Raw genomic sequence first — 26,142 nt, 5'->3', positions numbered from 1 at the left:
ATGAACGCGACCATCTGGCACAATCCGCGCTGCTCCACATCGCGCGCCGCGCTGGCGATGCTGACCGACGCGGGGGCGACGGTGACGGTGGTCGAGTATCTGGAGGACCCGCCGTCGCGCGACGAACTGGCGCGCGTCTACGCCCGCGCGGGCGTGGCGCCGCGCGACGCGCTGCGGCCCGGCTCGACCGCGGTCGCCGACGACGATGCCGCGCTCGACCTGATGGTGCGCGATCCCGCGACGATCCAGCGCCCCGTGGTCGAGACCGCGAAGGGCGCCGTGATCGCGCGCCCGGCCGACCGCGTGCTGGACCTGCTGTGACGCTCCCCCCGAACACGCACTGGCGCGTTGCGCGCGCCACCCGCGCCGCGGTCGTCATCGACGCCGACACCTATTTCCGCGCCGCGCGGCAGGCGATGCTGAACGCCCGGCACCAGATCCTCCTCGTCGGCTGGGATTTCGACGCGCGCATCAACCTGGCGTGGGACGACGACCATCCGGAGGCGCCGACGACGGTGGGCGACTTCATCGGCTGGCTGGTGAAGCGGACGCCGGGGTTGCAGGTCCATATCCTGCGCTGGGACAAGGGCGCGGTGAAGACGCTGTTCCGCGGTCGCACCTTGTGGACGCTGACGAAATGGCGCTTCGCCCGCCCGCGCATCCATCTGAAACTCGATTCGGTCCACCCGTTCGGCGCCTCGCAGCATCAAAAGATCGTCGTCATCGACGATTGCCTCGCCTTCTGCGGCGGGATCGACATGACCGACGAGCGCTGGGACACGCGCGAGCACCTGGACGATCAGCCGCATCGCCGCACGCCCTGGGGCCGCGCGTACAAGCCGTGGCACGACGCGACCACCGCCTTGGAGGGACCCGTCGCCGCCGCGCTGGGCGAGGTGTGCCGCGCGCGGTGGGCGATCGCGGGCGGCGCCCCGGTCGACCCGCCCCCGCCCGCGGAGGGGCGCTGCTGGCCCGCGTCGATCGAGGCGGACTTCACCGACGTCGACGTCGCGATCTCGCGCTCGCAACCCCTGCACGAGGGGCAGGAGGAGATTCGCGAGATCGAGGAACTGTATCTCGCCCTGATCGCGCGTGCGAAGCGGCGCATCTACGCCGAAAGCCAGTATTTCGCCTCCCGCCGCATCGCGGAGGCGATCGCCGCCCGACTGAAGGAGGACGACCCGCCCGAGATCGTGATCGTCAATCCCACGACCGCGCAGGGCTGGCTCGAACCGCTGGCGATGGACACCGCGCGCGCGCGACTGGTCGCCGAACTGCGCCACCGCGATCACAAGAAGCGCTTCGCCATGTACCACCCCGTCACCGCGGGGGAGGAACCGATCTACGTCCATGCCAAGGTGATGGTGGTGGACGAGGACGTGATCCGCATCGGTTCGTCCAACCTCAACAACCGGTCGTTGCGGCTCGACACCGAATGCGACGTCACGATCGCGCATGTCGGGTCGACGATCGCGGGCATTCGCGACGACCTGATCGCGGAGCATCTGGCGGTCGATCCCGCGACGGTGACGGAAGGGATCGCCGCCGACGGCCTGATCGCCACGATCGAGCGGCTGCGCGGACCGGGACGCAGCCTGATCCCCTACGAGATCGACGACCTGACGGAGATCGAGAAATGGCTGGCGGACAACGAGGTGCTGGACCCCGAGGGCCCGGCGGAGATGTTCGAACCGCTGGAGAAGCGCGGCCTGCTCCGGCGGTTGCGGCGGCGGTAACCGTCCACCACGCCCGGCGCGGACGGAACTCGGCGCGGGGGCGATGCCCCGTATGGCAACCGGCCCACACACAAGCTACAGGCGCCCCATGACCGAGATCACCGCACAGATCGTCGCCGACCACGGCCTGTCCCCCGAGGAATACGACCGCGTCCTGGCCGCGCTGGGCCGTGCGCCGAACCTCGTCGAACTCGGCATCTTCTCGGTCATGTGGTCGGAGCATTGCAGCTACAAATCCAGCCGCCTCCACCTGAAGAAGCTGCCCACCACCGGCCCGCAGGTGATCTGCGGCCCCGGCGAGAATGCGGGCGTGATCGACATCGGCGACGGGCAGGCGGCGATCTTCAAGATGGAATCGCACAACCACCCATCGTATATCGAGCCGTATCAGGGCGCGGCGACGGGCGTCGGCGGGATCCTGCGCGACGTGTTCACGATGGGCGCGCGGCCGATCGCGAATTTGAACGCGTTGCGCTTCGGCCGCCCGGATCATCCGCGGATGCGCCACCTCATCAGCGGCGTCGTCCACGGCATCGGCGGCTACGGCAATTGCGTCGGCGTGCCGACCGTGGGGGGGGAGGTCAATTTCCACCCCGCCTATGACGGCAACATCCTGGTCAACGCCATGACCGTCGGCGTCGCCGACCAGGACAGGATCTTCTATTCCGCCGCGTCGGGCGTCGGCAATCCGATCGTGTACGTCGGCAGCAAGACCGGTCGCGACGGCATCCACGGCGCGACCATGGCGTCGGCCGATTTCGGCGAGGATGCGGAGGCGAAACGCCCGACCGTGCAGGTCGGCGATCCCTTCACCGAAAAGCTGCTGATCGAGGCGTGCCTGGAACTGATGGCCAGCGACGCGATCGTCGCGATCCAGGACATGGGCGCCGCGGGCCTGACGTCGTCGTCGGTGGAGATGGCGAGCAAGGGCGGCGTCGGCATCGAACTGGTCATGGACGACGTGCCGCAGCGCGAGACGGGCATGACCCCGTACGAGATGATGCTGTCCGAATCGCAGGAACGCATGCTGATGGTCCTGAAACCGGGACGCGAGGATTTCGCGCAGGCCATTTTCGAGAAGTGGGAACTGGACTTCGCCGTCATCGGCCGCGTGACCGATACCGGTCGCATGGTGCTGACGTGGAAGGGCGACACCGTCTGCGACATTCCGCTGGGGCCCCTTGCCGACGACGCGCCGCTGTACGATCGGCCGCACGTCCCCACCCCGCCCGCGAAGGCGCTGGTCGACGTCCCCGAAAGCCGCGACATCGCCGCCGACCTGCTGGTGCTGATGGCGTCGCCCGACATCGCCAGCCGCCGCTGGATCTGGGAACAATACGACCACATGGTCGGCGCCGACACGGTCCAGCGTCCCGGCGGCGACGCAGCGGTGGTGCGCGTCCACGGCACCGACAAGGCGCTGGCGATGACCACCGACTGCACCCCGCGCTATTGCTTCGCCGACCCGGTCGAGGGCGGGAAGCAGGCGGTGGCGGAGGCGTGGCGCAACCTGTCCGCGGTCGGCGCGACGCCGCTGGCGGTCACGAACTGCCTGAACTTCGCCAACCCGCAACGGCCCGAGATCATGGGCCAGATCGTCGGCTGCCTCGACGGCATGTCGCAGGCCTGCGTCGCGCTCGACTTCCCGATCGTGAGCGGGAACGTCAGCCTCTATAACGAATCGAAGGCGACCGGCGGCGGCTCCGCGATCCTGCCGACGCCCGCGATCGGCGGCGTCGGCCTGCTGCGGGACTGGACGAAGTCGGCGACGATCGCGTTCAAGGGGTCGGGCGACGTCATCCTCGCGGTCGGCACGCGCCACGGCCATCTCGGCCAGTCGCTCTGGCTGCGCGAGGTCCACGGGCGCGAGGAAGGCCCCCCGCCGCGCGTCGACCTGGATGCGGAAAGGCGCGCGGGCGATCTCGTTCGCGGCGGCATCCTGTCGGGGCAGCTGACCGCGGTCCACGACGTGTCCGACGGCGGCGTCGGGGTCGCGCTGGCGGAGATGGCGCTGGCGGGCGGCATCGGCGCGATGGTCGACCGCAAGCAGCCGTTCGATTGCGCGGGATCGTTCTTCGCGGAGGATCAGGGCGTCTATATCGTGACGGTCGACGACGCCGCGCTGCTCGATTTCCTCGCCGCGGCGCAGGATGCGGGCGTCGATGTCGAGCCGCTGGGCCGGACCGGCGGCAAGCGCCTGATCTTCGAACGCCCGAACCGCGACGATGTCGTGACGCTCGACGCGCTGCGCACCGCGCACGAGGGGTTCTTCCCCGCGCTGATGGCGGGAGAGGTCGCGGCCTGAAGTTGTCGATCACTCACAGTCCGTCACCCCGGCCCGTCACCCCGGCGAAGGCCGGGGTCCATCGCGCCGCAAGCGCGCGCTCCGAGGATCAAAGACGGCGGACGCGGCATGATGGACCCCGGATCAAGTCCGGGGTGACGAAGGGGTGATGACGCCCGGCCCACCCGCCGCGACGCAAATCCCCCTCACCCGGTGACGAAGCACCCCTCGCCCGCCACCTTCAACCGGCCGCAGATGTCCGCCGCCGCGCCCGCGCTGCCCGCGTTGACGCGCAGGCGGAACACGGTGCGGCCGCCCACGTCCGCACGCTCGACCGACTTGCCCAGCTGCGCGACATAGCCGAAGCGGCGCGCGATCGCGCTCCACGCGGTATTTGCCGCGGCCTCGGTCGGGAAGGCGCCCAGCTGCACCAGCGACCCGCCCGACCCGGCGCCCGGCACCGGCGCGCTCGGCGCGGTCATCGGGCGCTGCGCACGAAGCGGCGCCTTGGTCGCGGGAACCTGCGCGCTCGCGGTCTTGCCCGCCTCGGTCGGCACGGGGGATGAAGCGGTGCCGCGACGCGGCGTGATCGGCGCTTCCGGCACCGCGCGCAGGTCGATCGCCGCGCTCTGGTTCACCCCCGCGCTCGCCGCGATGGCGCTGTCGCCCTCGCCCTCGACCTTCAGCCCGCCGGGGTCGTCGGGACGGACCTTGTAGTCGCCCTCCTGCGCCGCGATCAGTTCGCCCGATCCGCCGCCGCCCCGCGACTGCTGCATCCGCCAGATGCCGAAGACGATCGCCCCCAGCAGGACCAGACCCAGCACGACGAGCAGCACGATCCGCCCGGCGGTCGGACCGTCCGGCTGTTCCGGTTCGGCGGATTCGAGCCACGGCAGGCGGTCCCCGTCCGCCTCGCCGCCGCGATAGCCGTAATCGTCCGCCGCGCTCATCAGCTCATCTCCGTCACCGCCTCCACGCCCATGATGGAGAGGCCATTGCGGATAATGCGTCCGATCGCCGACGCCAAGAACAGTCGCGCCGCCGTTAACCCTGCGTCCTCCGGGACCAGGAAACGGCGATCGGGGCGATCGTTGCCCACGTTCCATGCGGCATGGAAGGCACCAGCCAAGTCATACAGATAAAACGCGATTCTATGCGGCTCACGCGCCGCGGCGGCGGTTTCCACGACGCGCGGAAACTGCGTCGCCAGCTTCGCCAGGACCAGATCCTCCGTATCAAGCCGGGACAGATCGACGCCATCGGTCGCGATCCCCGCCTCCGCCGCGCGGCGGTGCAGCGAGTGGATGCGCGCATGGGCGTACTGGACGTAGAAGACGGGATTGTCCTTCGACGCCTCGACCACCTTCGCGAAATCGAAATCCATCTGCGCATCCGACCGGCGCGTCAGCATGGTGAAGCGCACGACGTCCTTCCCCACCTCGCGCACCACGTCCGCCAGCGTCACGAAATTGCCCGACCGCTTGGACATCTTCACCGGCTCGCCGCCCCGCAGCAGGCGGACCATCTGGACCAGCTTCACGTCGAACCGCGTCTTCCCCTCCGTCAGCGCGGCGACCGCGGCCTGGATGCGCTTGACGGTGCCGGCGTGGTCCGCGCCCCAGATGTCGATCAGCTCGTCCGCGCCCGCCGCCTTCTGGAAATGGTACGCCATGTCCGCGCCGAAATAGGTCCACGATCCGTTCGACTTGCGGATCGGGCGATCCTGATCGTCGCCGAACTGCGTCGACCGAAACAGCGGCAGCTGGACCGGCTCCCAGTCGTCGGGCGTCTCCCCCTTCGGCGCTTCCAGCACACCGTCGTAGATGAGGTCGCGCGCGCGCAGCGTCGCCTCCGCCGCCTCCGGCTTCCCCGCCGCCTGCAATTCGGCCTCCGACGAAAAGACGTCGTGATGGATGCCCAGCAGCGCCAGGTCGGCGCGGATCAACGCCATCATCGCCGCGACCGTACGGGTGCGGAACACGGCGAGCCATTCGTCCTCGGGCGCGGCGGCATAGCGGTCGCCGAATTCCGCCGCCAATGCCTGTCCGACCGGGACCAGATAGTCGCCCGGATACAGGCCCTCCGGCACCTCGCCGACCGCGTCGCCCAGCGCCTCGCGATACCGGACGTGCGCCGACCGTGCGAGGACGTCGACCTGTCCGCCCGCGTCGTTGACGTAATATTCGCGCACCACGCGGTGCCCGCCCCATTCCAGCAGCGTCGACAGCGCGTCGCCCACCACCGCGCCACGGCAATGCCCCATGTGCATCGGTCCCGTGGGATTGGCGGAGACATATTCGACGTTGACCGTCCGGCCCGCGCCCGTGGTGGAGCGGCCGTATTCCGCCCCCGCCGCGACGATCCCCTCGATCTCCCGCCGCCACACGTCGTCGCGCAGCGCCAGGTTGATGAACCCCGGCCCCGCCACCGTCACGCCCGCGACCTCGTCCACCTCCCGCAACCGCGCCGCGAGCGCCTCCGCCAGCTGGCGCGGGTTCGTCCCCGCGGGCTTGGCCAGCACCATCGCGGCATTGGTCGCCAGGTCGCCATGCGTCGGATCGCGCGGCGGCTCGACCGTCACGTTCCGGCGATCGATCCCGGCGGGCAGCGTGCCCGCGTCGGTCAAGGCGTCGAGCGCGGCATCGACATAAGCGGCGAAACGGGGAAACAGCGTCATGACGCGGCGCTTAGACGAAGCCGCGCGGCGGCGCAAAACGTCCTGCGATTGCGTGGCGCGCAATCGTGAAAACGCAACCGGCAGTTGCACTTGCTGCACCGCAGCAATATCTGTCGATACGGAAGTCGGAGAGGACGGACACCATTTTCGGGGAGTCACATCCATGCGCTTTCTCACCATTCTCGCCGCCGCGTCGACCGCATTGATCTCCACCGTCGGCCTCGCCACCGATACCGCGGAGCAGCGCTTCACGCGTGACGGCCGCACCTACGTCTACACCACCGCCGCGATCGACGACGGTCGCACGCTGATCGTCGGGCGCGAGACGTCGACGAATTCGCGCTTCCGCCTGCTGGTGAAGGGCGATCGCGTCACCGGCTACAGCGACGGCCGCCCGGTCCGCTTCCGCGCCGCGCAGCCGCTCGCCGCGATCGAAGTCGCCGCCAACGACTGATGCGGTGATCGACCGCCCGGCGGCGCTCAGAAGCCGTCGGGCAGGTCGATCGGCCCCACTGCCGTGCGATAGCGGCTGACCGCATAGCGATCGGTCATGCCCGCGATGAAATCGGCGATATGCCGGCTGAGGTCGGGCTCCTCTTCCGGCAGGCGCGCGCCCCATTCCGCGGAAAGCAGCGCCGGATCGTCGCGATAGGCCGCGAACAGCCCCGCGACGACCTGCTGCGCCGCCGCCGCCGCCTCCAGCTGGCGGGGGTGGTGATACAGATTGGCGTACATGAATCGCTTCAACGCGCGTTCGTCCGCCGCCATGTCCGCCGAAAAGCCGATCAGCGCGGTTCCGGTGGCGCGCACGTCCTCCACCGTCGTCACGCCCGACGCGGCGATCCGGCGGCGCGATTCAACGATCAGGTCGTTGACCATCGCGCCGATCTGGCTGCGGATCAATTCGCCGCGCAGCGTGTCGGTCTCGCAATCGGCGAAGCGCGCACGCACGTCGCGCCACCCGCGCGCGACCATCGGCACCGCCTCGATCTGCTCCAGCGTCAGCAGGCCCGCGCGGATGCCGTCGTCGATGTCGTGGTTGTCGTACGCGATATCGTCCGCGATCGCGGCGACCTGCGCCTCCAGCCCCGGCCAGCTGTCGAGCGCCAGCGCAGCTTCCGCATCCGCCGCCGCCAGCGCCCATTGCGGCGCCGCGCACGGTCCGTTGTGTTTCGCCAGTCCCTCCAGCATCTCCCACGTCAGGTTCAGGCCCGGCCAGCGCGGATAGGGTCGCTCGATCCGCATCAGCGTGCGCAGCGTATGGCCGTTGTGGTCGAACCCGCCCGCATGGGTCATCGCCGCCTTCAGCGCGTCCTCGCCCGCATGGCCGAACGGCGGATGGCCGATATCGTGCGCCAGGCACAACGCCTCCGTCAGATCCTCGTTCAGGCCCAGCGCGCGCGCGATCGTCCGCCCGATCTGCGCGACCTCCAGGCTGTGGGTCAGGCGGACGCGGAAATGGTCGCCGTCGGGCGCCAGGAACACCTGCGTCTTGTGGCGCAGGCGGCGGAAGCTGATGGAATGGATGATGCGGTCGCGGTCGCGCTGGAACGGGTCGCGCGGGCCGCGCTGCCCGTCTCCCGGCTCGGCATGAAGCCGCCCCTTGCTGCGCGCCGGGTCGCTGGCCCACGGCGCCGGCGGCGTCACGACCTCATTTCCGGTCCAGCGGCGTCATCTTCTGCCCCGCCGTGCTGGCGAAGGTGAAGGCGGACAGGCCCTGCCGGCTCAGCGTGTTGACCATCGCGCGCGCCTCCGCCTCGGTCTTGAACGGGCCGGTGACGACGCGATTGGTGGCACGCAACGGGGTGGTGAACGCCTTGCGCCCCGCCAGTGCCGCCGACTTCTTCTGCGCGTCGGACCAGGCACGGTCGAGGTCGCGCGTATTGGCGCCGCCCGCGACCTGGACCCAATAGCGCGGCGGATCGGCCTTCGCCGCCTTCTTCTCCGCCGCCGCCTTGTCGGCCAGCAGCCTCTTCGCCGCGGCATCCTCCTTCGCCTTGCGATCCGCCAGCGCCTTGGCGCGGCGCTCGGCGGCGGTCGGCGCCTTCTTCTCCGGCCGCGGCTCGACCGCTACCGTCTCGACCGGCTTCGCCGCGCCCCGCGCGGCCGCGACGTTACGCTCGGCCTTGCGTGCCGCGCGGTCCAGCGATCCCGACGCCGCGGCGGGCCGGGCGGGACCGGGGGCCAGTTCGGATTCGGGGATGGAGATGTTGGCGACGATCCGCGCCAGGATCGCATCGGCGTCGCCGCGCACCGTCGTCGCCGGATTGGCCGGCCGCGTCGCCGGTCGCACCGCAGCAGGAACGCGCGGCGTCGCCGCCGCGATCACGGGGGAGACGGCGGAAGAGACGGTCCGGACGGGTGCGGTCGTCACCGCGGGCACGACGCCCGGAATCGGGGTCGCATCGGCGACGGTCGCCGCAGCGGACGCGGTTCCGGCGGGCGCGGTGACGGCCGCGGGCACCGGCGGCCGGATCGCGGTCGTCGAAAACGGCGCGGCGCTCGCGACCCGCGCGGTCGACGGCACCGACGACGACGGGGTCGACACCCCCGCGGTCGACGGCACCGCTGCGACGACGGTCGACGGCGCCGGGATGCTGCGGACGACCGGGTCCGGCGCCGCGATCGCCGGTCGCGTCGGGATCGCCGCGGCCGCGGTGGCCGCGGTGGCGACGGGTGCGGTCGTCGTGGGCACCGGCGTCACGCCACCCCCGCTCGCCGGGCGTCCCACCACCACGGGCGCGGCGGCGGTCACCACGGGCGCGACGCGCCCGCGATCGCGCCGCATGGTCCGGCGATCGGTCCGCGCGGCCGGCAGGGAAGTCGTCGTCGCTGCGGCCTCCTCGACCGGGCGGCGCCCCGGCTCGGGCGTCAACGCGGGGAGCGCAGGAGCCAGCTGGGCATCCGCGACGCGCGCCGGGGTGGAGGTCACCTCGCCGAAATGCACCGCGAAGGCGCGATCCGCGGCGTTCAGCGTCGGCAACCGCTGGAAGAAGGCCGCGAGCCCGCCCGCCATGCCGCCCCCCATCATGCTGCCCGCGATCTTGTTCGCGCCCGCGACGTCGCCGTTCATGGCCAGGATGAAGGCCCGCGCGCGCCACGCGCCGCGATCGCTGCGGCGAAGCAGCGCGTCGATCTCCTTCAACGCCTCGTCCCGCCGACCGGAGATACCGAGCGACAGCGCATAGCGGCGCCGCAGCTCGTCGTCGTCGCCCCGCTCCAGCGCCAGGCGATAGTCGCGCTGCGCCCGCTCCTGCTGCCCGATCAGGTCGTAGGCGAGACCGCGATCGGCGGCATAGGGCGCCATCGGCAGGCCGGTCCGCTCGGCCTGCGCGAAGTAACGCAACGCCTCGCCCGGATGCTCGCCGCTGACCAGGATGCGCGCGATCCCCGCCTTCACCCGCCCGTTGTTCGGATCGATCTGCTCCGCGCGCTTGAAGAAGGCGGCGGCGGCGGTGGCGTCGCCTACCTTTACCGACAATTCGCCTGCATCGATCAGGGCGGACAGGTCGCGCGGCGACGCGCCGACACGGCGCACCGCGGCGGCGAGCCGGTCGGCGTCGGTCGCGGCGACCGCGGAATAGCCCTGCGCCGGCACGGCAGCGGGCATGGCGACCCCTGCGAGGAGCAGCGGCACGGACAGGAAGACACGGATGGGCATGGGAACGCCCGCTAAAGACCAGCCGCGTCGAACCGCCAATGAGGCATCGACCACGCTGCGGCGAGTGGAGCCGCGGCAGCGACGAAGCGTCCCGCATCCGGTCCTGTTCGCGGCCCGACCGGCAGCGTAAGGAATCGCCGAAGGAGATCGCGATGGCGTTGCATCACCGCCTGATGGTTCACGGCGCGCGGCTGTGGTGGCGCGTCCGGCGACCGCGCACCCTGGGCGTCCGCGCGATCGTGGTCGATGCCGCGGGCAGGATCGCGCTGGTCCGGCACACCTATGTCGATCGCTGGCACCTGCCCGGCGGCGGCGTGAAGAAATGGGAGGCGACCGATGCCGCCGCGATCCGGGAGGCGCGCGAGGAAACGGGCCTGGCCGTGGCGGTGGAACGGCTGCACGGCGTCTTCCATCACCGGCAGGAGTATAAGGACGATCAGGTGGTCGTATACGTGGCCCGCGCCCGCGGCGACACCGCGACCCGCCCCGACGGCTTCGAGATCGCGGAGGTCGGCTGGTTCGACGCCGACGCCCTGCCCGACGTCACGCCCGCGACGCGGCGGCGGCTGGAGGAATATCGCCGCGGCGCGCCCGTGTTCGGCACGTGGTGACGGCGCGGGCTCGGCCCCGTTCCGAAGAACGCGACGGATGGTCGGGATGAAGGTGCGGGCTGCGGTCGATCGGCCCGCGACCCCACCCGGACGTCCGCCGTCGTGCGCGCAAGATGGAATGGTCACGACGGCAGTCACCGACGCCGGATAATGCGCGCCCGCCCCCGGCGACATCGGAGCCGGCTGCGACGCGGCGACACGTCGATCGTGCCTGTCCTACACGCCGCCGACCTGTCACTCTGCCCCGATGCGCCCGATCCGTTCCGCCTCCCTCGCCCCCGGAGTCCGCCGGGGAGCGGTGGGCGGGGGTTCCGGACGCTTGCGTGGCGTGAACTTCGTCAACTTCCGCGCCCGATGCGGCCATGCGAATCGGGCCCGGTGCGCCCGCGAAGGCGCACCGGGCCCGATCCCGCCGACCTTCGCAAAGGTTACTGGCGCGAAGGTTACTGGTTGTTCTGCCGGTTCAGGAAGCGCGGCAGGTCGCCGCCCTCGCGCGGCGGCTCGTCGTCACCGCGCGCCGCGGCGCGGGTGGCATTCTGCATCCGCTCGAACAACGTCCCGCCCAGCTTCACGCGCGGCTGCGCGACCGGCTCGGCCTCTTCGCCGCCCAGGAACCGGCGACGCGCAGGCTCGGCCGCGCGCGGCTCGGGTTCCGCGGCCGGCGTCGGCTCGGGCAGCAGCGCCTCGCTGCCCAACAGCAACTCGTCGTCCTCGGGCGCCCGGACCGGCGGGTTCGGTTCGACCAGCGGCCCCTGCGTCACGGGGGGCACGCCCGCCGCCATCGCATCCGCGGCGGCGCCGGTGGGCTCCCCCTGGACGGGCGCCGGGTCGGACGGCACCGGGACGGGGGCGAACCCCGCCGGTTCCGGCCGGCGCGGCGCGGAGAAGCTGAACGTGCGGGTCGGCTCGGGAGCGGCGGTCGCGGGTGCGGACGGCGTGGCGGAGGTGACGCCCGCCTCGATGCCCGTGGCGACCACAGACACGCGGATGCGGCCTTCCAGGTCGGGATTGAACGCGGAGCCCCAGATGATGTTGGCGTCGGGATCGACCAGGTCGCGGATGTGGTTCGCGGCCTCGTCGACCTCCAGCAGGCGCATGTCGTCGCCGCCGGTGATCGACACGATCACGCCCTTCGCGCCCTGCATCGATACGCCGTCGAGCAGCGGGTTGGCGATCGCCTTCTGCGCCGCGACCAGCGCGCGGTCGTCGCCGTCCGCCTCGCCCGTGCCCATCATCGCCTTGCCCATCTCCTGCATCACGGAACGGACGTCCGCGAAGTCCAGGTTGATGAGGCCGGGCATGACCATCAGGTCGGTGATGCCGCGGACGCCCTGTTGCAGGACCTCGTCCGCCATCTCGAACGCCTGCTTGAACGTGGTGTTGGCGTTGGCGACCAGGAACAAATTCTGGTTCGGGATCACGATCAGCGTGTCGACGAACTTCTGCAATTCCTCGATGCCCGCCTCGGCCGCCTTCGCCCGGCGGTTGCCCTCGAAACTGAACGGCTTCGTCACGACACCGACGGTCAGGATGCCCATGTCGCGCGCCGCCTTGGCGATGACGGGGGCCGCGCCCGTGCCGGTGCCGCCGCCCATGCCCGCGGCGATGAAGCACATGTGCGAGCCTTCGAGCAGGCGCGACAATTGGTCGATCGTCTCTTCCGCCGCGGCGCGGCCGATCTCCGGCCGGGCGCCCGCGCCCAGACCCTGCGTGATCTTCGTCCCCAGCTGCACCTTCTGCTCGGCCTGGCTCTGGCGCAGCGCCTGCGCGTCGGTGTTGGCGACCAGGAAGTTCACGCCCTGCACGTCGGCGCGCATCATGTTGGCGATCGCGTTGCCGCCGGCGCCACCGACGCCGATCACGGTGATCCGTGGCGTCAGGTCGTCCATCTCGGGGGGCAGGAATTCGATGCTCATCGCGGTACTACTCCGTCCATCCGCGCGCTTCCCCCGCGCAGAAGATTCATGGGGATGTGCAGCAACGGGACGGTTCGTGCCAGCGAAAACGCGACCTAACGCCCCATGCATGCGTCAATAATTGGCCCTCGCCGCCTGGATCAGGCGGGAGATGCCGCGGATGCCCTTGGTGCGCGTCACGGCCTGCTGCCGCGGGGCGATGGCGCGCAGGTCGATGGGATCGCTGGCGGCGAAGAAGGCGAGTCCCGCCAGGGTGGAGAAGCCCGGCCCCGAATGCGCCTCGGGCAATCCGGTCAGCCCGCGCGGCCGCCCGATCCGCACCGAGCGGCCCAGCGACTGCTGCGCGTAATCGGCGATCCCCTTCATCTCCGCCCCGCCGCCGGTCAGCACGACCTGCCGCGCGACGGGGCCTTCGAACTTCAGCTCCTTCAGCGCGGTCTGGATCTCGGTCGCCCAATGTTCCAGCCGCTGGCGGATGACCGCGATCAGCGCCGCCTTCGTGATCTGCAACGCCTCGCTGTCCTCGTCCTCGGTCCGTTCGCGGATCGTCACCATCTCGTGATTGTCGCGCGGCGACGCGTTGGCGGAACCGTGGAAACACTTGATCCGCTCCGCCTGCAACCGCGTCGTGCCGAACGCGCTGGCGATATCGTCGGTGATGTCCGCGCCGCCGATCGGGATCGACTTCAGCCCCACCAGCATCGATCCGGCGAACAGCGACACGTTGGTGATCCCCGCGCCGATCTCCACCAATGCCACGCCCAGGTCGCGCTCCTCGTTGCTGAGGCAGGCGAGACCCGTCGCGACCGGGGAGGCGATGATCGACTTCACCTCCAGATGCGCGGACCGCACGCACAGGTCCAGGTTGCGGACCGGCGATCCGTCCGCAGCGATAACGTGGATGTGGACGCCCAATTTGTCCGCGTGCAGCCCGATCGGCTTCTTCACGCCCGTCAGCCCGTCGAGCGTGTAGAGCGCGGGCTGCGCGTGCAGGACCATGCGGCCCGCCGGGTCGATCGCGCGGCGCGCTTCCTGAAGCAATGCGTCGATATCCGCCTGCTCGATCCGCTGCCCGCCCAGTTCGTCCTCGATGAACGCCTCGTCGCTGACCAGTCCGCCGGAGGAGAAGCCCGCCCACACGTCCTCGATGTTCAGGCCCGCGATCCGTTCCGCCTGCTCCACCGCCTCGCGCACCGCCACCTCGGTCGCGGCCATGTCGGCGATATAGCCGCGCTTCACGCCGCGGCTCTCGCGCTGGCCGGTGCCCAGCACGACCAGTTCGCCGCCGTCGCCCTTCTGCGCGATCATCGCGGAAACCTTGCTCGATCCGATGTCGAGCGCGGTGATGAGTCCGTCCGGTGCCAGCTTCGCCATTCTTGCCCCCTGTTATGCCTCACCGCCGGTCGCAGGGGCCCCACCCTGCGCCGGCGCCGTCGTCTCTTCCGCCGCCGGTTCGGCATCCGCCGCCAGCGCGCTGTCCTGCCCCGGCCGCCGCGCGACCAGCTTGCGCGGATCACGCATGTCGAAACGCAGCCACCCCTTGCCCAGCAGCGGCTTCGCCCCGTCCATTTCGGCGAACTTCACCAGCGCCTGCGCCGCATCGTCCTGCGGCAGGGCCAGCGTCTCGCCGGTGTCGAAGGTCAGGTCCCAGCGGCGGTTGCCGATCCACGACGCTGCCTTCACGCGCGGGCGCAACGCGGGCGCGGCGGCCAGCAGCGCCTGATACCCCGCCTCCTGCCGGTCCGCGCCGGGACCGATGACGAGCGGCAGGTTCGGCATGTTCGCCGCATCAACGGGCGCGAGCAGCCGCCCCTCCGCGTCGATCAGCGTCAGCGCGCCGTTTGCCTGCCACACGGCGGCGGGTTCCCGCTCCGTAATGTGGATCAGCAACCGGTCGGGCAGTCGCCGCGCGACATAGGCGTCCGCGACCCAGCCATAGGCGAGCAGCCGGTCGCGGATATGCTCCAGATCGACGCGCAGCATCGCGCGCGTCCCCTGATCCTCCAGCGCGACGGCATAGACCGTCTCGCGGTCCATCCGCTTCAGGCCGGTGATGTCGACCTGCTCGACCCGCAAGCCCATGCGCGCGGCGGACTCGGCGACGCCGACGCCGATCGCCTGCGGCACGCCCATCCAGCTGGCCACCGCCAGTGCCGCCGCCCCGCCGACGCCCAGCAGCGACCATGAGACCAGTCGCCGCAACGTCGCCTCGCTGACCGGCAGCGTCGCGACGATGCGATCGCCCAGCGACTTCCTGGCCGCCGGGCGGCGGCGGGTCGCGGGTGCGCGGCGGGCGGGCACGGTCGCGGCTCTGCTCATCGGAACGCCTCCTCCACGATCGCCTGGACCAGCGCCTCGTATGTCATGCCGGTGTGCCGCGCCTGTTCGGGCACCAGGCTGAGCGGCGTCATCCCCGGCTGCGTGTTGACCTCCAGCAGGAACAGGCCGTCGACCCCGCGCCCTTCCTCATACCGGCTGTCGTCCCAGCGGAAATCTGCGCGGCTGCACCCCTTGCACCCGAGCAGGCGATGCGCCTCGACCGCCATCGCCATGCAGGCGGCGGCGACAGCGTCCGGGATCGGCGCGGGGAACAGATGCTCGGTCATGCCGTCGGTGTATTTGGCGGTATAGTCGTAGAACCCGCTCTTCGGCCGCAGTTCGGTGACGCCCAGCGCGCGATCCCCGAGCACCGCGGTCGTCAGCTCGCGTCCGCGGATATAGGGCTCGGCCAGCAGCTCGTCGAATTCCTGCCATGGGCCGGTCACGTCGCGGCCGATGGGGTTGCCGTAATTGCCCTCCGCGGTCACGATCGCGATGCCGACCGACGACCCTTCGTTGACGGGCTTCAGCACATACGGCCGCGCGATCGGATCCGCCTCGTGGATGTCCGCCGACCTCACCACGCGCCCGCCGGGCATGGGAATGCCGTGCGGCACCAGCGCCTGCTTGGTCAGCACCTTGTCGATCGCGATCACCGACGTGGCGAGGCCCGAATGGGTGTAGCGCAACCCCATCAGGTCCATCATGCCCTGCACGCTGCCGTCCTCCCCCGGCGTGCCGTGCAACGCGTTGAAGACCAGATCGGGCTTCGCTTCGGCCAGCCGCGCGGCGATGTCGCGGTCCATGTCGATACGCGTGACGCGATGGCCGTTCGCCTCCAGCGCGTCGGCGATGCCCGCACCGGACATCAGCGACACCTCTCGCTCCGCGGACCAGCCGCCCATCAGGACGACGATGTGAAGCGGGGCGGTCATGCGGACGTTCCCACGCGCTGTATTTCCCATTCCAGGTCGACGCCCGCCTGCGCCTTCACGCGTGCACGGACGTCCTCGCCCAGCGCCTCGATATCCGCGCTGGTGGCGTGGCCGAGGTTGAGGAGGAAATTGGTGTGCTTCTCGCTCACCTGCGCATCGCCGCGGGTGAGGCCGCGACAGCCGGCGTCGTCGACCAGTTGCCATGCCTTGTGACCCGGCGGGTTCTTAAAGGTAGAGCCGCCGGTCTTGCTGCGCAGCGGTTGCGACGCCTCGCGCGCGGCGGCGATGCGGTCCATCTCCGCCTGGATCGCGGCCGGCTTTCCGGCGTGGCCGCGGAAGGTGGCGCTCACCACGACGGCTCCGTCGGGCAGCGCGGAATGGCGGTAGGTGTAGCCGAGGTCGGCGACCGGCAGCGTGCGGCGTTCGCCGCTGCGCAGGATCACGTCCGCGGACAGGAGGATGTCCGCGGTTTCCCGGCCGTAGGCTCCGCCGTTCATCCGCACGAATCCGCCGACGGTGCCGGGGATCGAGCGAAGGAACTCCACGCCCGCGATGCCGGCATCCCGCGCGGTGGAGGAGACGAGGATGCCGCTCGCCCCGCCGCCGCAGGTCAGCGTGTCGCCAGCTGCGGTGACGGTCGCGAACGGCTTGCCCAGCCGCACGACCACTCCGCGAACGCCGCCGTCGCGGACGATCAGGTTGCTGCCGAGGCCGAGCGCCATCACCGGCACCGCGGGGTCTAGATCACGCAGGAAGGCAGCGAGATCGTCGGCGTCCTTGGGCTCGAACAGCCATTGTGCGGGACCGCCGGACTTGAACCAGACAAGCGGCGCGAGGGGGGCGTTTTCGGTCAGGCGACCGCGCACCTGAATATCCTCCCCGTGCCGGGGAGGATATCGACGCCACCGCTCACGACCGCGCCTCGATCGCCGCGGCCAGCCCGGCGGCCCATTTCGTGATGTCGCCCGCGCCCAGGCAGATCACCTGATCGCCCGCGCGAATCTCCCCCGCCAGCAACGTCGCCAGCGCATCGGCGTCGGCAACGACATCCACCTGCCGGTGCCCGCGATCGCGCAGGCCCGCGACCAGCGCCTCCGCGTCGACGCCCGCGACGGGCGTCTCGCCCGCGGCGTAGACCGGCGTGACGTAGATCGCGTCGGCGTCGTTGAACGCGCCGCGGAAGTCCTCCATCAGGTTACCGAGCCGCGAATAGCGATGCGGCTGCACCACCGCGATCACCCGCCCCTGCGCGGATTCGCGGGCGGCGGCCAGGACGGCGCGGATCTCGACCGGGTGATGGCCGTAATCGTCCACGATCGTCGCACCGCGCACCTCACCGACCTTCGTGAAGCGCCGCTTCACGCCCGTGAACAGGCCGAACCCCTTCTGGATCGTCGCGTCGTCGATGCCGAGTTCCAGCGCCACGCCGATCGCGGCCAGCGCGTTCTGCACGTTGTGGCGACCGGGCATGGGCAGGTCGATACCCTCGATCGACCGCACGCTGCCGTCGCGATGGCGGATCATCGCCTCGAACCGGTTCCCGCCGGGATAGGGCGTGACGTTCACCCCCCGCACGTCCGCCGATGCCGCGAAGCCGTAGGTGACGATGCGCCGGTCGCGCACGCGCGGGATCAGCGCCTGCACCTCCGGATGGTCGAGGCACAGCAGGGCGGCGCCGTAGAAGGGCACGTTCTCGACGAACTCGACATAGGCGTCCTTCGCTTTCTCGAAGCTGCCGTAATGATCGAGATGCTCGGGATCGATGTTCGTCACGACCGCGATCGTGCCGTCGAGGCGCAGGAAGCTGCCGTCACTCTCGTCCGCCTCGACCACCATCCAGTCGCTCGCGCCCAGCCGTGCGTTCGAGCCGTAGGAATTAATGATCCCGCCGTTGATGACGGTCGGGTCGATCCCGCCGGCGTCCAGCAGCGCCGCGACCATGCTGGTCGTCGTGGTCTTCCCGTGCGTGCCCGCCACCGCGACGGTGGATTTCAACCGCATCAGCTCTGCAAGCATTTCCGCGCGGCGCACGACGGGGATGCGGTTCGCCAGCGCCGCCTCGACCTCCGGATTGCCGCGCTTCACCGCGGTGGAGGTGACGACGACCGCGACGCCGTCGACGTTCGCGGCGTCATGGCCGATCGACACGGCGATGCCGCGCGCGCGCAGGCCCTCGACGACATAGCCCTCCGCCACGTCGCTGCCCTGCACGGCATAGCCCAGGTTGTGCATGACCTCCGCGATCCCGGACATGCCGATGCCGCCGATGCCGACGAAGTGGATCGTACCGATGTCGGTCGCGACGCCTTTCATCGGATCTCTCCGATGAAAGGTGTCGCCTGTCCTGAGCTTGTCGAAGGGCCCTTCATGCGAACGCCTCCTTCGGCCGTGCCAGCCCGACCATCTGCGGCGCGCGCGGGGCGTCGAGGCTCTCGACCAGGTCGGCCAGATCGGTCGCCGCATCGGGCGAGCCGCAGGCGCGCGCACGGCCCGCGGCATTCTGTAGCGCCTCGGGGTCGAGGCCCAGTTTCTGCATCTGCTTCGCCAGTTCGGTGGGCGTGAAATCGGCCTGCGCGATCGTCCGCGCGCCGCCCGCCTGCGTGATCGCGCGGGCGTTGGCGGTCTGGTGATCGTCGGTCGCGGTCGGCAGCGGGACGAGGATCGCGGGCCGCCCGGCGGCGGTCAGCTCGGAAATGGTCGACGCCCCCGCGCGCGCGATGACCAGATGCGCCCAGCCAAGCTGCTCCGGCAGGTCGGGAAGATACGTCGCCAGGTCGGCGGCGATATCGAGGCTGGCATATTTCGCACGCGCGGCGTCGATGTCCTCGATCCGCGCCTGGTGCGTCACCTGTAACCGGCGGCGGAACGCGACCGGGAGCATCGACAGGCCCTCGGGCACCACCTTGCTCAGGATGCTCGCCCCCTGGCTGCCCCCGGTGACGAGGATGCGGAAGATGCTCTCCTCGTCCAGCAGCGGATAGGGCTTCGTGCGCAGCGCCAGCACGCTTTCGCGCACCGGATTGCCGACCATATGCGCCTTCGCGGCATAGCGCGGCTTCAGCCGCTGCGTGTCGGGATAGCTGGTCGCGATCGCATCGACGCGCCGCGCGACGAGGCGGTTGACGCGGCCCAGCACCGCATTCTGTTCATGCACCGCGGTCTTGATGCCCGCGCCGAAGGCGGCGGACAGCGCGGGAAAGGCGGGATAGCCGCCGAAGCCGATCACGGCCGCGGGCTTGAACGTGCGGTACAATTGCGTCGCCATCGCGCGCCCCTGCATCATCTGCCGCGCCGCGCGTGCCCAGCCGATCGGGCCGCCGGAAAAGCGCCCGGCGGGGATGACGTGCGTCTGCACATCCTCGAACAGGCCGGGGAAGCGCACGCCGCGCGCATCGCTGACCAGCGCCACGCGATGGCCGCGCTTCGCCAGTTCGGTCGCCAGCGCGGCGGCGGGGACCATGTGCCCGCCGGTACCCCCGGCGGCGAGGACGAAATGCTTCGGGCGCGTCAATTGGCGCTCCAGCTTTTTACATAGGGACTGCGCATCAGGAACGGATTGCGACGGGTGAACGCCAGGAGCAACCCCATCCCGATCGACAGCGCCAGCATCGACGACCCGCCGTAGCTGATGAACGGCAGCGTCATGCCCTTGGATGGCGCCAGCCCGGTGTTGACCGCCATCGATATCAGCGCCTGCGCCCCGAACTGCACCGCCAGGCCCGACGCGGCGAGCAGCTTGAACGGGTCCTGTTCGTCCAGCAGCTTCACGAACACCCGCACCACCAGCGCGAGGAAGACGATCGCCACCACCATGCACGCGATCAGCCCGAATTCCTCGCCCACGACGCTGAAGATATAATCGGTATGCGCCTCGGGCAGGCCGAACTTCACCGTGCCGCCGCCCGGTCCGGTGCCTGTCCAGCCACCCGATGTCAACGTCGCATGCGCGGCGTTGGTCTGGAAATGGTCGCTCGCCCCCTCCCCTTCCGCGCCGGGGAACAGGAAGGCGTCGATCCGCGTCCGCGCGGTGCCGTAGAAGACATAGGCCGCGACGAGGCCGACGGGCACGAGGCCGAGCAGGCCGAGGATCACGCGCGTCGGCACGCCCGCGATCGTGACCATCGCGAGCCAGATGATGGAGAAGATCATAGTCTGCCCGAAATCGGGCTGGAGCATCAGCAATATCGCGATCGCGCCGGTCAGCCCCGCGGTGATCGCGGTCGTCGGCAGGTCCTCGTCACGCGACTTAAGCGACAGCAGCCACGCGACGGTTACGACGAAGAAGGGTTTCAGGAACTCCGACGGTTGCACCTGCGCGATGCCGACGCCGATCCAGCGCCGCGCGCCGTTCACGCTGACGCCCACGACGGGCACCGCGACCAGCAGCGCGATGCACACCGCCGCGCCGATCAACGCCATGCGCCGCGCCAGCGTGACGGGCAGCATCGACACGCCGATCAGCACGGGCAGCGACGCCGCGACCCACATCACCTGCCGCCAGAAGTAATGGAGCGGGGTGAATTTCAGATGCTCGCCCGAATAGCGCACCGCGCTGGCCGGCGAACCGGCCGCGACCGCGATCAGGCCGATCGCCATCAGGAACAGCGCCAGCAGCAGCAGCACGCGGTCGATGTCCCAGAACCACGTGCCGAGCGGCGACGGATCGCCACGGCCACCGCGGTTCTTCAACTTCCCCCGGGCGATGCGTGTCGCGTCGTTCATGTCAGCGCCTCCACCGCCGCGCGGAACGCGGCCCCCCGGTGTTCGTAATCGCGAAACTGGTCGAACGAGGCCGCGGCGGGCGACAGCAGCACGACGTCGCCCGCGGAAGCGGCGGCGGCGGCCTGTGCGACCGCCGCTTCCAGCGTCCCGGCCTCGCTGACGTCGACATACGGTCGCAGCACCTCGGCGAAGCGCGGACCCGCCTCCCCGATCGTGTAGGCGCGCGCGACATGCCCGATCTGCGGCAGGCACGCGTCGAGATCGTCCCCCTTCGCCCGGCCGCCGACGATCCAGTGGATGCGCGGAAAGGCGGCGAGCGCGGGGGCGACGCTGTCCGGGTTCGTCGCCTTGCTGTCGTTCACATAGGTCACGCCGTCGACGACCGCGACGCGCTCCATCCGGTGCGGCAGGCCGGCGAAGGTTTCCAGCCCGCGATCGATCTGCACCGCCGTCAGCCCCAGCGCCTCGCACGCGGTGATCGCCGCCAGCGCGTTCTGCGCATTGTGCGGACCTTGCAACGACGGCCAGCGCGACTGGTCCAGGCACACGCCGGGCGCGATCTTCGTCAGCGCCGCGCCGCGCGACGACAGGCCGCGCGCGATCCGTGCCGAGGCCGCATCGCCGATCGCGACGATCGCCGCATGCCTCGGCGACTGCATCGCGAACAGGCGCGCCTTGGCGTCGGCATAGGCATCGAACCCATCGTACCGGTCGAGATGGTCGGGCGTGACGTTCAGCAGCACCGCGACGTCGCAATCGAGCGTCCGCGTCAGGTCGATCTGATAGCTGGACAGTTCGAGGACGTAGACGCCGCCGTCCGGCAACGGCTCCTGCGCGAGGATCGGCAGGCCGATATTCCCGCCCATCCGCGCCGGGATGCCCGCGGTGTCGAGGATGTGGTGGACCAGTGCGGTGGTGGTCGACTTGCCGTTGGTGCCCGTGATGCCGACGACGCGGTGCGGCGGCAGGTCGGCGCGCGCCTGCGCGAACAATTCGATGTCGCCGATGATCGGCACGCCCGCATCGCGCGCGCGCGCGGCGAGCGGGTGGGTGTTGACCGGCACGCCGGGGGAGACGACGAGCGCGTCGAAAGGGGTAAGGTCGAGCGTGTCGAGGTCGGCGACGACCATATCCTTCCCGGTACGGCGCAGCAGGTCGGATTGTCCCCCGGACAATCCTCGATCATGCGGGGCATGATCGACCTGCTGCGCCGTACCGGGAAGGATATGCTCACGCTTCGCCGCGTCGCTGTCCCACGCCACGACGCTCGCGCCACCGGACAGCAGCGCGCGAACGGTAGCCGCGCCCGACCGCGCCAGCCCCAGCACCGCGTAGCGCTTCCCCGCCCAGGCGCGCGAAACGATCATTTGCCTGGACCCCGGCCTTCGCCGGGGTGCGGTGATGGGGCTGCGCACGTCCGCATCACCGCAACTTCAACGTCGACAGGCCCGCCAGCGCCAGCACCAGGCTGATGATCCAGAAACGGATCACCACGGTCGGCTCGCTCCAGCCCAGCTGCTCGAAATGATGGTGGATCGGCGCCATGCGGAAGACGCGCTTGCCCGTCCGCTTGTACCAGAACACCTGGATGATGACGCTCATCGCCTCCACCACGAACAGGCCGCCGATGATGGCCAGCACGATCTCGTGATGCGCCACCACCGCGATGGTCCCCAGCGCGCCGCCGAGCGCCAGACTGCCCGTGTCGCCCATGAATACCGCGGCGGGCGGGGCGTTATACCACAGGAACGCCAGCCCCGCGCCCACCACCGCGCCGCAGAAGATCGCCAGGTCGCCCGCCCGCGGCACGTGCGGAATGCCGAGATAGTCGGCGAACTTCACGTTGCCCGCGAGGTACGCGATAATCATGAACGCGACCGAGGCGATGATGACCGGCATCGTCGCCAGCCCGTCCAGCCCGTCGGTCAGGTTCACGGCGTTACCGAAGCTGACGATCACGAACGCCGCGAACAGCGGATAGGCGTAACCCAGGTCGATGAAATAGCGGTTGGTGAACGGCAGGTACAGGTGCGCGCCATTCTCCTGCATGATGATCGCCGCCGCGACGCCCGCGATCACGAATTCCAGCAACAGCCGCACCCGCCCCGGGACGCCTGCGGTGCTCGCCTTTCTGACCTTGTCGTAATCGTCCAGGAAGCCGATCGCGCCGAACCCCAGCGTCACGCACAGGCATGCCCAGACGTACGGGTTCGACAGGTCCATCCAGAGCAGGATCGAGATCGACAGGCTGGTCAGGATCATCAACCCGCCCATCGTCGGCGTGCCGCGCTTGGCGAGGTGGGTCTGCGGCCCGTCGGCGCGGATCGGCTGCCCCTTGCCCTGCCGCACGCGCAGCCAGCCGATGAACTTCGGCCCGATCAGCAGGCCGATGACCAGCGCGGTCGCCACCGCGCCGCCCGACCGGAAGGACAGGTAGCGGATGAGGTTGAGCGCGCCGGGAAACCCCAGCTGTTCGGCGATCCAGTACAGCACTAGCCTGCGCCCCCCGCGAGCCCTGCGACAACCGCCGACAGGCCCACCCCGTTCGATCCCTTGACGAGTACCGCATCCCCCGGCGCGATCAGCCCGAGGGCATGGTCCAGCGCGGTCGCGGCATCGGGCACATGGACGAAATCGACCTTCCCCTCAAGCGCTTCAGCAAGCGGCGTCATCGCTTCGCCGACGAGGACCGCCGCTTCGACGCGCGCGGCCAGGATCGGTTCGGCCAGTTCGGCGTGCCAGCCCGGCCCGCGCTCCCCCAGTTCGCGCATCTCGCCCAGGATCGCGACGTGGCGTCCCGGTTCGCGCGCCAATACGGCCAGCGTCGCGCGCATCGATGCGGGGTTGGCATTGTAGCTTTCGTCGATCACGGTCGCGGCGCCGTTCCGGGCGCGCACGCTCCGCCGGGCGCCCCTGCCCGCCAGCCCGCCCATCTCGCCCAGCGCCAGGCCGGCGAGCCCCAGATCGCCGCCGACCGCATCCACCGCGGCCAGCACCGCCAGTGCGTTCGCGACCCAATGGTCGCCCGGCTGTGCGATCGTCAGGCTCAATTCCCGATCGCGCACGCGCGCGGTGAGGAAGGTGCCGCCCGATGGCGCCGCGATCCATTCCAGCGGATGGACGTCCGCGCCGCGATCAAGCCCGAAGGTCACGATCCGCCCCGCATGGGGCCGTGCCGCCGCGGTCAATCGCGCGCAATGCGGGCTGTCGAACGGCACGATCGCGATGCCGCCGGGTTCGAGGCCGCGGAATATCTCCCCCTTCGCATCCGCGATCGCGACCTCGTCGGGAAAGAATTCGGCATGCGCGAGCGCGATCGTGGTCACCAGCGCCACGTGCGGGCGGACGAGCGTCGTCAGGTGCAACAGCTCGCCGGGGTGGTTCATCCCCATCTCGAACACCGCATAGTCGGTCGCCGCGGGCATCCGCGCCAGGCTGAGCGGGACGCCGGTGTGGTTGTTGTAGCTCTTGACCGACCGATGCGCGGCCTTCGCCGGCGACCGGTCGAGCGCGGCGAACAGCGCCTCCTTCGTGGAGGTCTTGCCGACCGAGCCGGTGACGCCGATCACCTTCGCCGCGGTGCGCGCGCGCGACGCACGCGCCAGATCCTCCAGCGCGACGAAGGTATCGTCGACGCGTACCGCCGGATGCGCCGTCTCGCGCGATACCAGCGCCCCCGCCGCCCCTTGCGCGAACGCCTGGTCGAGGAAGCGGTGGCCGTCGGTGCTCTCGCCCGTCAGCGCGACGAACAGGTCGCCCGGCCCCACTTCCCGGCTGTCGAACGCGACGCCGGTGGCGGCGAAGTCGGTGCTGGCGGTGCCATTCGTGGCGGCGGCGATCCCGGCGGCGGTCCAGAGGGTCACGCCGCCACCTCGCGCGCGACGGCCACGTCGTCGAACGGCAGGACGAGGTCGCCGACGATCTGCCCCTGTTCGTGGCCCTTGCCCGCGATCAGCACGATGTCGCCCGCCTGCGCCATGCGGATCGCGGCAGCGATCGCGGAGCGCCGGTCGCCGATCTCCTGCGCGTCCGGCGCGCCTTTCAGCACGTCGCGACGGATCGCGGCCGGGTCCTCGCTGCGCGGATTGTCGTCGGTGACGATGACGATGTCCGCGGTCCGCGCCGCCGCCTCACCCATGGGCTCGCGCTTGCCCACGTCGCGGTCGCCGCCGGCGCCGAAGACGAGGATCAGCCGCCCCTCCACATGCGGGCGCAGAGCGGCGGTCGCGGCCTCCAGGGCATCGGGCGTATGCGCATAATCGACATAGACCGGCGCGCCCGATGCGGCGATGGCGGCGCGCTCCAGCCGGCCGCGGACGGGCTGGAGCCGCGCCAGTCCCGCGATCGTCGCGGCGACGTCGCCGCCCGTCGCGATGACGAGCCCGGCGGACACGAGCGCGTTGGCCGCCTGGTAGGCGCCGATGAGCGGCAGCGTCACCTTGTGATCCATATCGCCCGCGCGGATGACGAGGCCCTGCCCCAGCAACGTCGGATGCCGCTCGACCAGCCGCAGGTCGTCGCCGTGCTCCCCGACGGTCAGGATGCGGTTGCCGCGCTCCCGCGCCAGGTCGATGACGCGTTCGGACTGCGGATCGTCGGCCCAGACGACCGCGGTACCGTCCGCCGCCAGAACCTCGGCGAACAGGCGCAGCTTCGCGGTGAAGTACGCGGCCATGTCGCCGTGATAGTCGAGATGATCCCGGCTGAGGTTCGTGAAGGCGGCGGCGGCGACGTGCAGCCCTTCGGTGCGATATTGCGTCAGGCCGTGGCTCGACGCCTCGAACGCCAGATGCGTGACGCCTTCGCGCGCGAGGCCGCCGACGTTGGACAGGAAGGTCACGACGTCGGGCGTGGTCAGCCCGGTCGTCGTCCGGTCGTCCGCGGTGGTGACGCCCAGCGTCCCGATCGAGGCGGCATGCGCGCCCGCCATGCGCCAGAGTTGGCGCGTCATCTCGACCGTGGAGGTCTTTCCGTTCGTCCCCGTCACCGCGACGCAGGTTGCCGGAAAGGGCGCGAAATAGCGCGCGGCCAGCGCGGCGAAGGCGGCGCGCGGTTCGGGCGAGGCGATGTGGAACCCGCCCTCGACCCGCGCCTCCGGCCGCGCGACGATCGCAGCCGCACCGCTGTCGATCGCGGCGGCGATGAAATCCTCGCCATTCACGCGCGCGCCCTCGAACGCGCCGAAGATCGTGCCGGGGGCGACCTTGCGATGGTCGATCGCGAAGCCGGTGACGGGCGCGTCCGGGGCACCGGGGACGAGGGCGGAGAGCCTCATGCCGCC

General features: G+C 70.5%; 21 protein-coding genes. 5 read left to right on the top strand and 16 right to left on the bottom strand.

Annotation, left to right across the window (positions count from 1 at the left end; genetic code table 11):
• The 3 genes from ASG29_RS05270 to purL all read left to right on the top strand — a co-directional run bounded on the left by ASG29_RS05270 (nt 1) and on the right by purL (nt 4,041).
• Nucleotides 1-321: an ArsC/Spx/MgsR family protein gene (locus ASG29_RS05270; RefSeq protein WP_055981298.1), complete on the top strand. Its 321-nt coding sequence runs from the start codon at nt 1-3 to the stop codon at nt 319-321.
• Nucleotides 318-1,736 carry a phospholipase D-like domain-containing protein gene (locus tag ASG29_RS05265; protein WP_055981297.1) on the top strand — a complete coding sequence of 473 codons (1,419 nt, stop codon included), beginning with the start codon at nt 318-320 and terminating at the stop codon, nt 1,734-1,736. Before ASG29_RS05270 ends, ASG29_RS05265 begins: the two co-directional genes overlap by 4 nt.
• A gap of 88 nt (nt 1,737-1,824) precedes the next feature.
• A complete protein-coding gene (gene purL / locus ASG29_RS05260) occupies nt 1,825-4,041 on the top strand; it encodes a phosphoribosylformylglycinamidine synthase subunit PurL (RefSeq protein WP_055981295.1) in 2,217 nt (738 codons plus the stop codon).
• 185 nt (nt 4,042-4,226) lie between these two features.
• On the opposite strand, the gene ASG29_RS05255 is transcribed toward purL, so the two are convergent.
• Nucleotides 4,227-4,970: an SPOR domain-containing protein gene (locus ASG29_RS05255; protein ID WP_055981294.1), complete on the bottom strand. Its 744-nt coding sequence runs from the start codon at nt 4,968-4,970 to the stop codon at nt 4,227-4,229.
• Nucleotides 4,970-6,697, bottom strand: coding sequence for an arginine--tRNA ligase (gene argS, locus ASG29_RS05250; protein ID WP_055981289.1), 1,728 nt, complete (start codon nt 6,695-6,697; stop codon nt 4,970-4,972). Before argS ends, ASG29_RS05255 begins: the two co-directional genes overlap by 1 nt.
• 163 nt (nt 6,698-6,860) lie before the next feature.
• On the opposite strand from argS, the gene ASG29_RS05245 reads away from it, so the two are divergent.
• Complete coding sequence (locus ASG29_RS05245) at nt 6,861-7,151, top strand: hypothetical protein (protein ID WP_055981286.1); 291 nt, start codon at nt 6,861-6,863, stop codon at nt 7,149-7,151.
• Between the two features lie 26 nt (nt 7,152-7,177).
• On the opposite strand, the gene ASG29_RS05240 is transcribed toward ASG29_RS05245, so the two are convergent.
• Both ASG29_RS05240 and ASG29_RS05235 read right to left on the bottom strand, forming a co-directional pair.
• Nucleotides 7,178-8,344 carry a deoxyguanosinetriphosphate triphosphohydrolase gene (locus tag ASG29_RS05240; protein WP_055981284.1) on the bottom strand — a complete coding sequence of 389 codons (1,167 nt, stop codon included), beginning with the start codon at nt 8,342-8,344 and terminating at the stop codon, nt 7,178-7,180.
• 4 nt (nt 8,345-8,348) lie between these two features.
• Entirely contained in the window at nt 8,349-10,358 is a 2,010-nt protein-coding gene (locus tag ASG29_RS05235) for an SPOR domain-containing protein (RefSeq protein ID WP_055981281.1), read from the bottom strand.
• A 152-nt stretch (nt 10,359-10,510) separates the two neighbouring features.
• On the opposite strand from ASG29_RS05235, the gene ASG29_RS05230 reads away from it, so the two are divergent.
• On the top strand, nt 10,511-10,969 hold the full coding sequence (locus ASG29_RS05230; RefSeq protein ID WP_082515665.1) for an NUDIX domain-containing protein: 459 nt from the start codon (nt 10,511-10,513) through the stop codon (nt 10,967-10,969).
• Nucleotides 10,970-11,412: 443 nt separating this feature from the next.
• Here ASG29_RS05230 and ftsZ read toward each other — a convergent pair whose 3' ends face one another.
• The 12 genes from ftsZ to ASG29_RS05170 all read right to left on the bottom strand — a co-directional run bounded on the left by ftsZ (nt 11,413) and on the right by ASG29_RS05170 (nt 26,136).
• Nucleotides 11,413-12,885, bottom strand: a complete 1,473-nt coding sequence (gene ftsZ / locus ASG29_RS05225; RefSeq protein ID WP_055981278.1) for a cell division protein FtsZ — start codon at nt 12,883-12,885, stop codon at nt 11,413-11,415.
• A 114-nt stretch (nt 12,886-12,999) separates the two neighbouring features.
• The gene (gene ftsA / locus ASG29_RS05220) at nt 13,000-14,259 is read right to left on the bottom strand and encodes a cell division protein FtsA (RefSeq protein WP_055981275.1); all 1,260 of its coding nucleotides are present in this window, start codon (nt 14,257-14,259) and stop codon (nt 13,000-13,002) included.
• Between the two features lie 12 nt (nt 14,260-14,271).
• Nucleotides 14,272-15,204: a cell division protein FtsQ/DivIB gene (locus ASG29_RS05215; protein ID WP_055981272.1), complete on the bottom strand. Its 933-nt coding sequence runs from the start codon at nt 15,202-15,204 to the stop codon at nt 14,272-14,274.
• On the bottom strand, nt 15,201-16,139 hold the full coding sequence (locus tag ASG29_RS05210) for a D-alanine--D-alanine ligase (protein ID WP_055981270.1): 939 nt from the start codon (nt 16,137-16,139) through the stop codon (nt 15,201-15,203). The genes ASG29_RS05215 and ASG29_RS05210 overlap by 4 nt, the downstream gene beginning before the upstream one ends.
• Nucleotides 16,136-17,011: a UDP-N-acetylmuramate dehydrogenase gene (murB, locus tag ASG29_RS05205; protein WP_055981267.1), complete on the bottom strand. Its 876-nt coding sequence runs from the start codon at nt 17,009-17,011 to the stop codon at nt 16,136-16,138. Before murB ends, ASG29_RS05210 begins: the two co-directional genes overlap by 4 nt.
• Nucleotides 17,012-17,048: 37 nt before the next feature.
• Complete coding sequence (gene murC, locus ASG29_RS05200; RefSeq protein WP_055981264.1) at nt 17,049-18,452, bottom strand: UDP-N-acetylmuramate--L-alanine ligase; 1,404 nt, start codon at nt 18,450-18,452, stop codon at nt 17,049-17,051.
• A gap of 52 nt (nt 18,453-18,504) precedes the next feature.
• On the bottom strand, nt 18,505-19,650 hold the full coding sequence (gene murG / locus ASG29_RS05195) for an undecaprenyldiphospho-muramoylpentapeptide beta-N-acetylglucosaminyltransferase (protein ID WP_055981261.1): 1,146 nt from the start codon (nt 19,648-19,650) through the stop codon (nt 18,505-18,507).
• Nucleotides 19,647-20,861, bottom strand: coding sequence for an FtsW/RodA/SpoVE family cell cycle protein (locus tag ASG29_RS05190; protein ID WP_055981259.1), 1,215 nt, complete (start codon nt 20,859-20,861; stop codon nt 19,647-19,649). The genes murG and ASG29_RS05190 overlap by 4 nt, the downstream gene beginning before the upstream one ends.
• Entirely contained in the window at nt 20,858-22,228 is a 1,371-nt protein-coding gene (gene murD / locus ASG29_RS05185; RefSeq protein WP_055981257.1) for a UDP-N-acetylmuramoyl-L-alanine--D-glutamate ligase, read from the bottom strand. The genes ASG29_RS05190 and murD overlap by 4 nt, the downstream gene beginning before the upstream one ends.
• 55 nt (nt 22,229-22,283) lie before the next feature.
• Nucleotides 22,284-23,354 (bottom strand): phospho-N-acetylmuramoyl-pentapeptide-transferase, encoded by a 1,071-nt coding sequence (gene mraY, locus ASG29_RS05180; protein ID WP_055981254.1) that lies wholly within the window; start codon nt 23,352-23,354, stop codon nt 22,284-22,286.
• Nucleotides 23,354-24,724 carry a UDP-N-acetylmuramoyl-tripeptide--D-alanyl-D-alanine ligase gene (locus ASG29_RS05175; RefSeq protein ID WP_055981251.1) on the bottom strand — a complete coding sequence of 457 codons (1,371 nt, stop codon included), beginning with the start codon at nt 24,722-24,724 and terminating at the stop codon, nt 23,354-23,356. Before ASG29_RS05175 ends, mraY begins: the two co-directional genes overlap by 1 nt.
• Nucleotides 24,721-26,136: a UDP-N-acetylmuramoyl-L-alanyl-D-glutamate--2,6-diaminopimelate ligase gene (locus ASG29_RS05170; protein WP_055981248.1), complete on the bottom strand. Its 1,416-nt coding sequence runs from the start codon at nt 26,134-26,136 to the stop codon at nt 24,721-24,723. The genes ASG29_RS05175 and ASG29_RS05170 overlap by 4 nt, the downstream gene beginning before the upstream one ends.
• Nucleotides 26,137-26,142 lie beyond the last annotated feature (6 nt).

Origin of the sequence: Sphingomonas sp. Leaf412, from assembly GCF_001425405.1 — a bacterium.
Classification (GTDB): domain Bacteria; phylum Pseudomonadota; class Alphaproteobacteria; order Sphingomonadales; family Sphingomonadaceae; genus Sphingomonas.
This window is presented reverse-complemented; position numbering and strand designations above follow the sequence as displayed.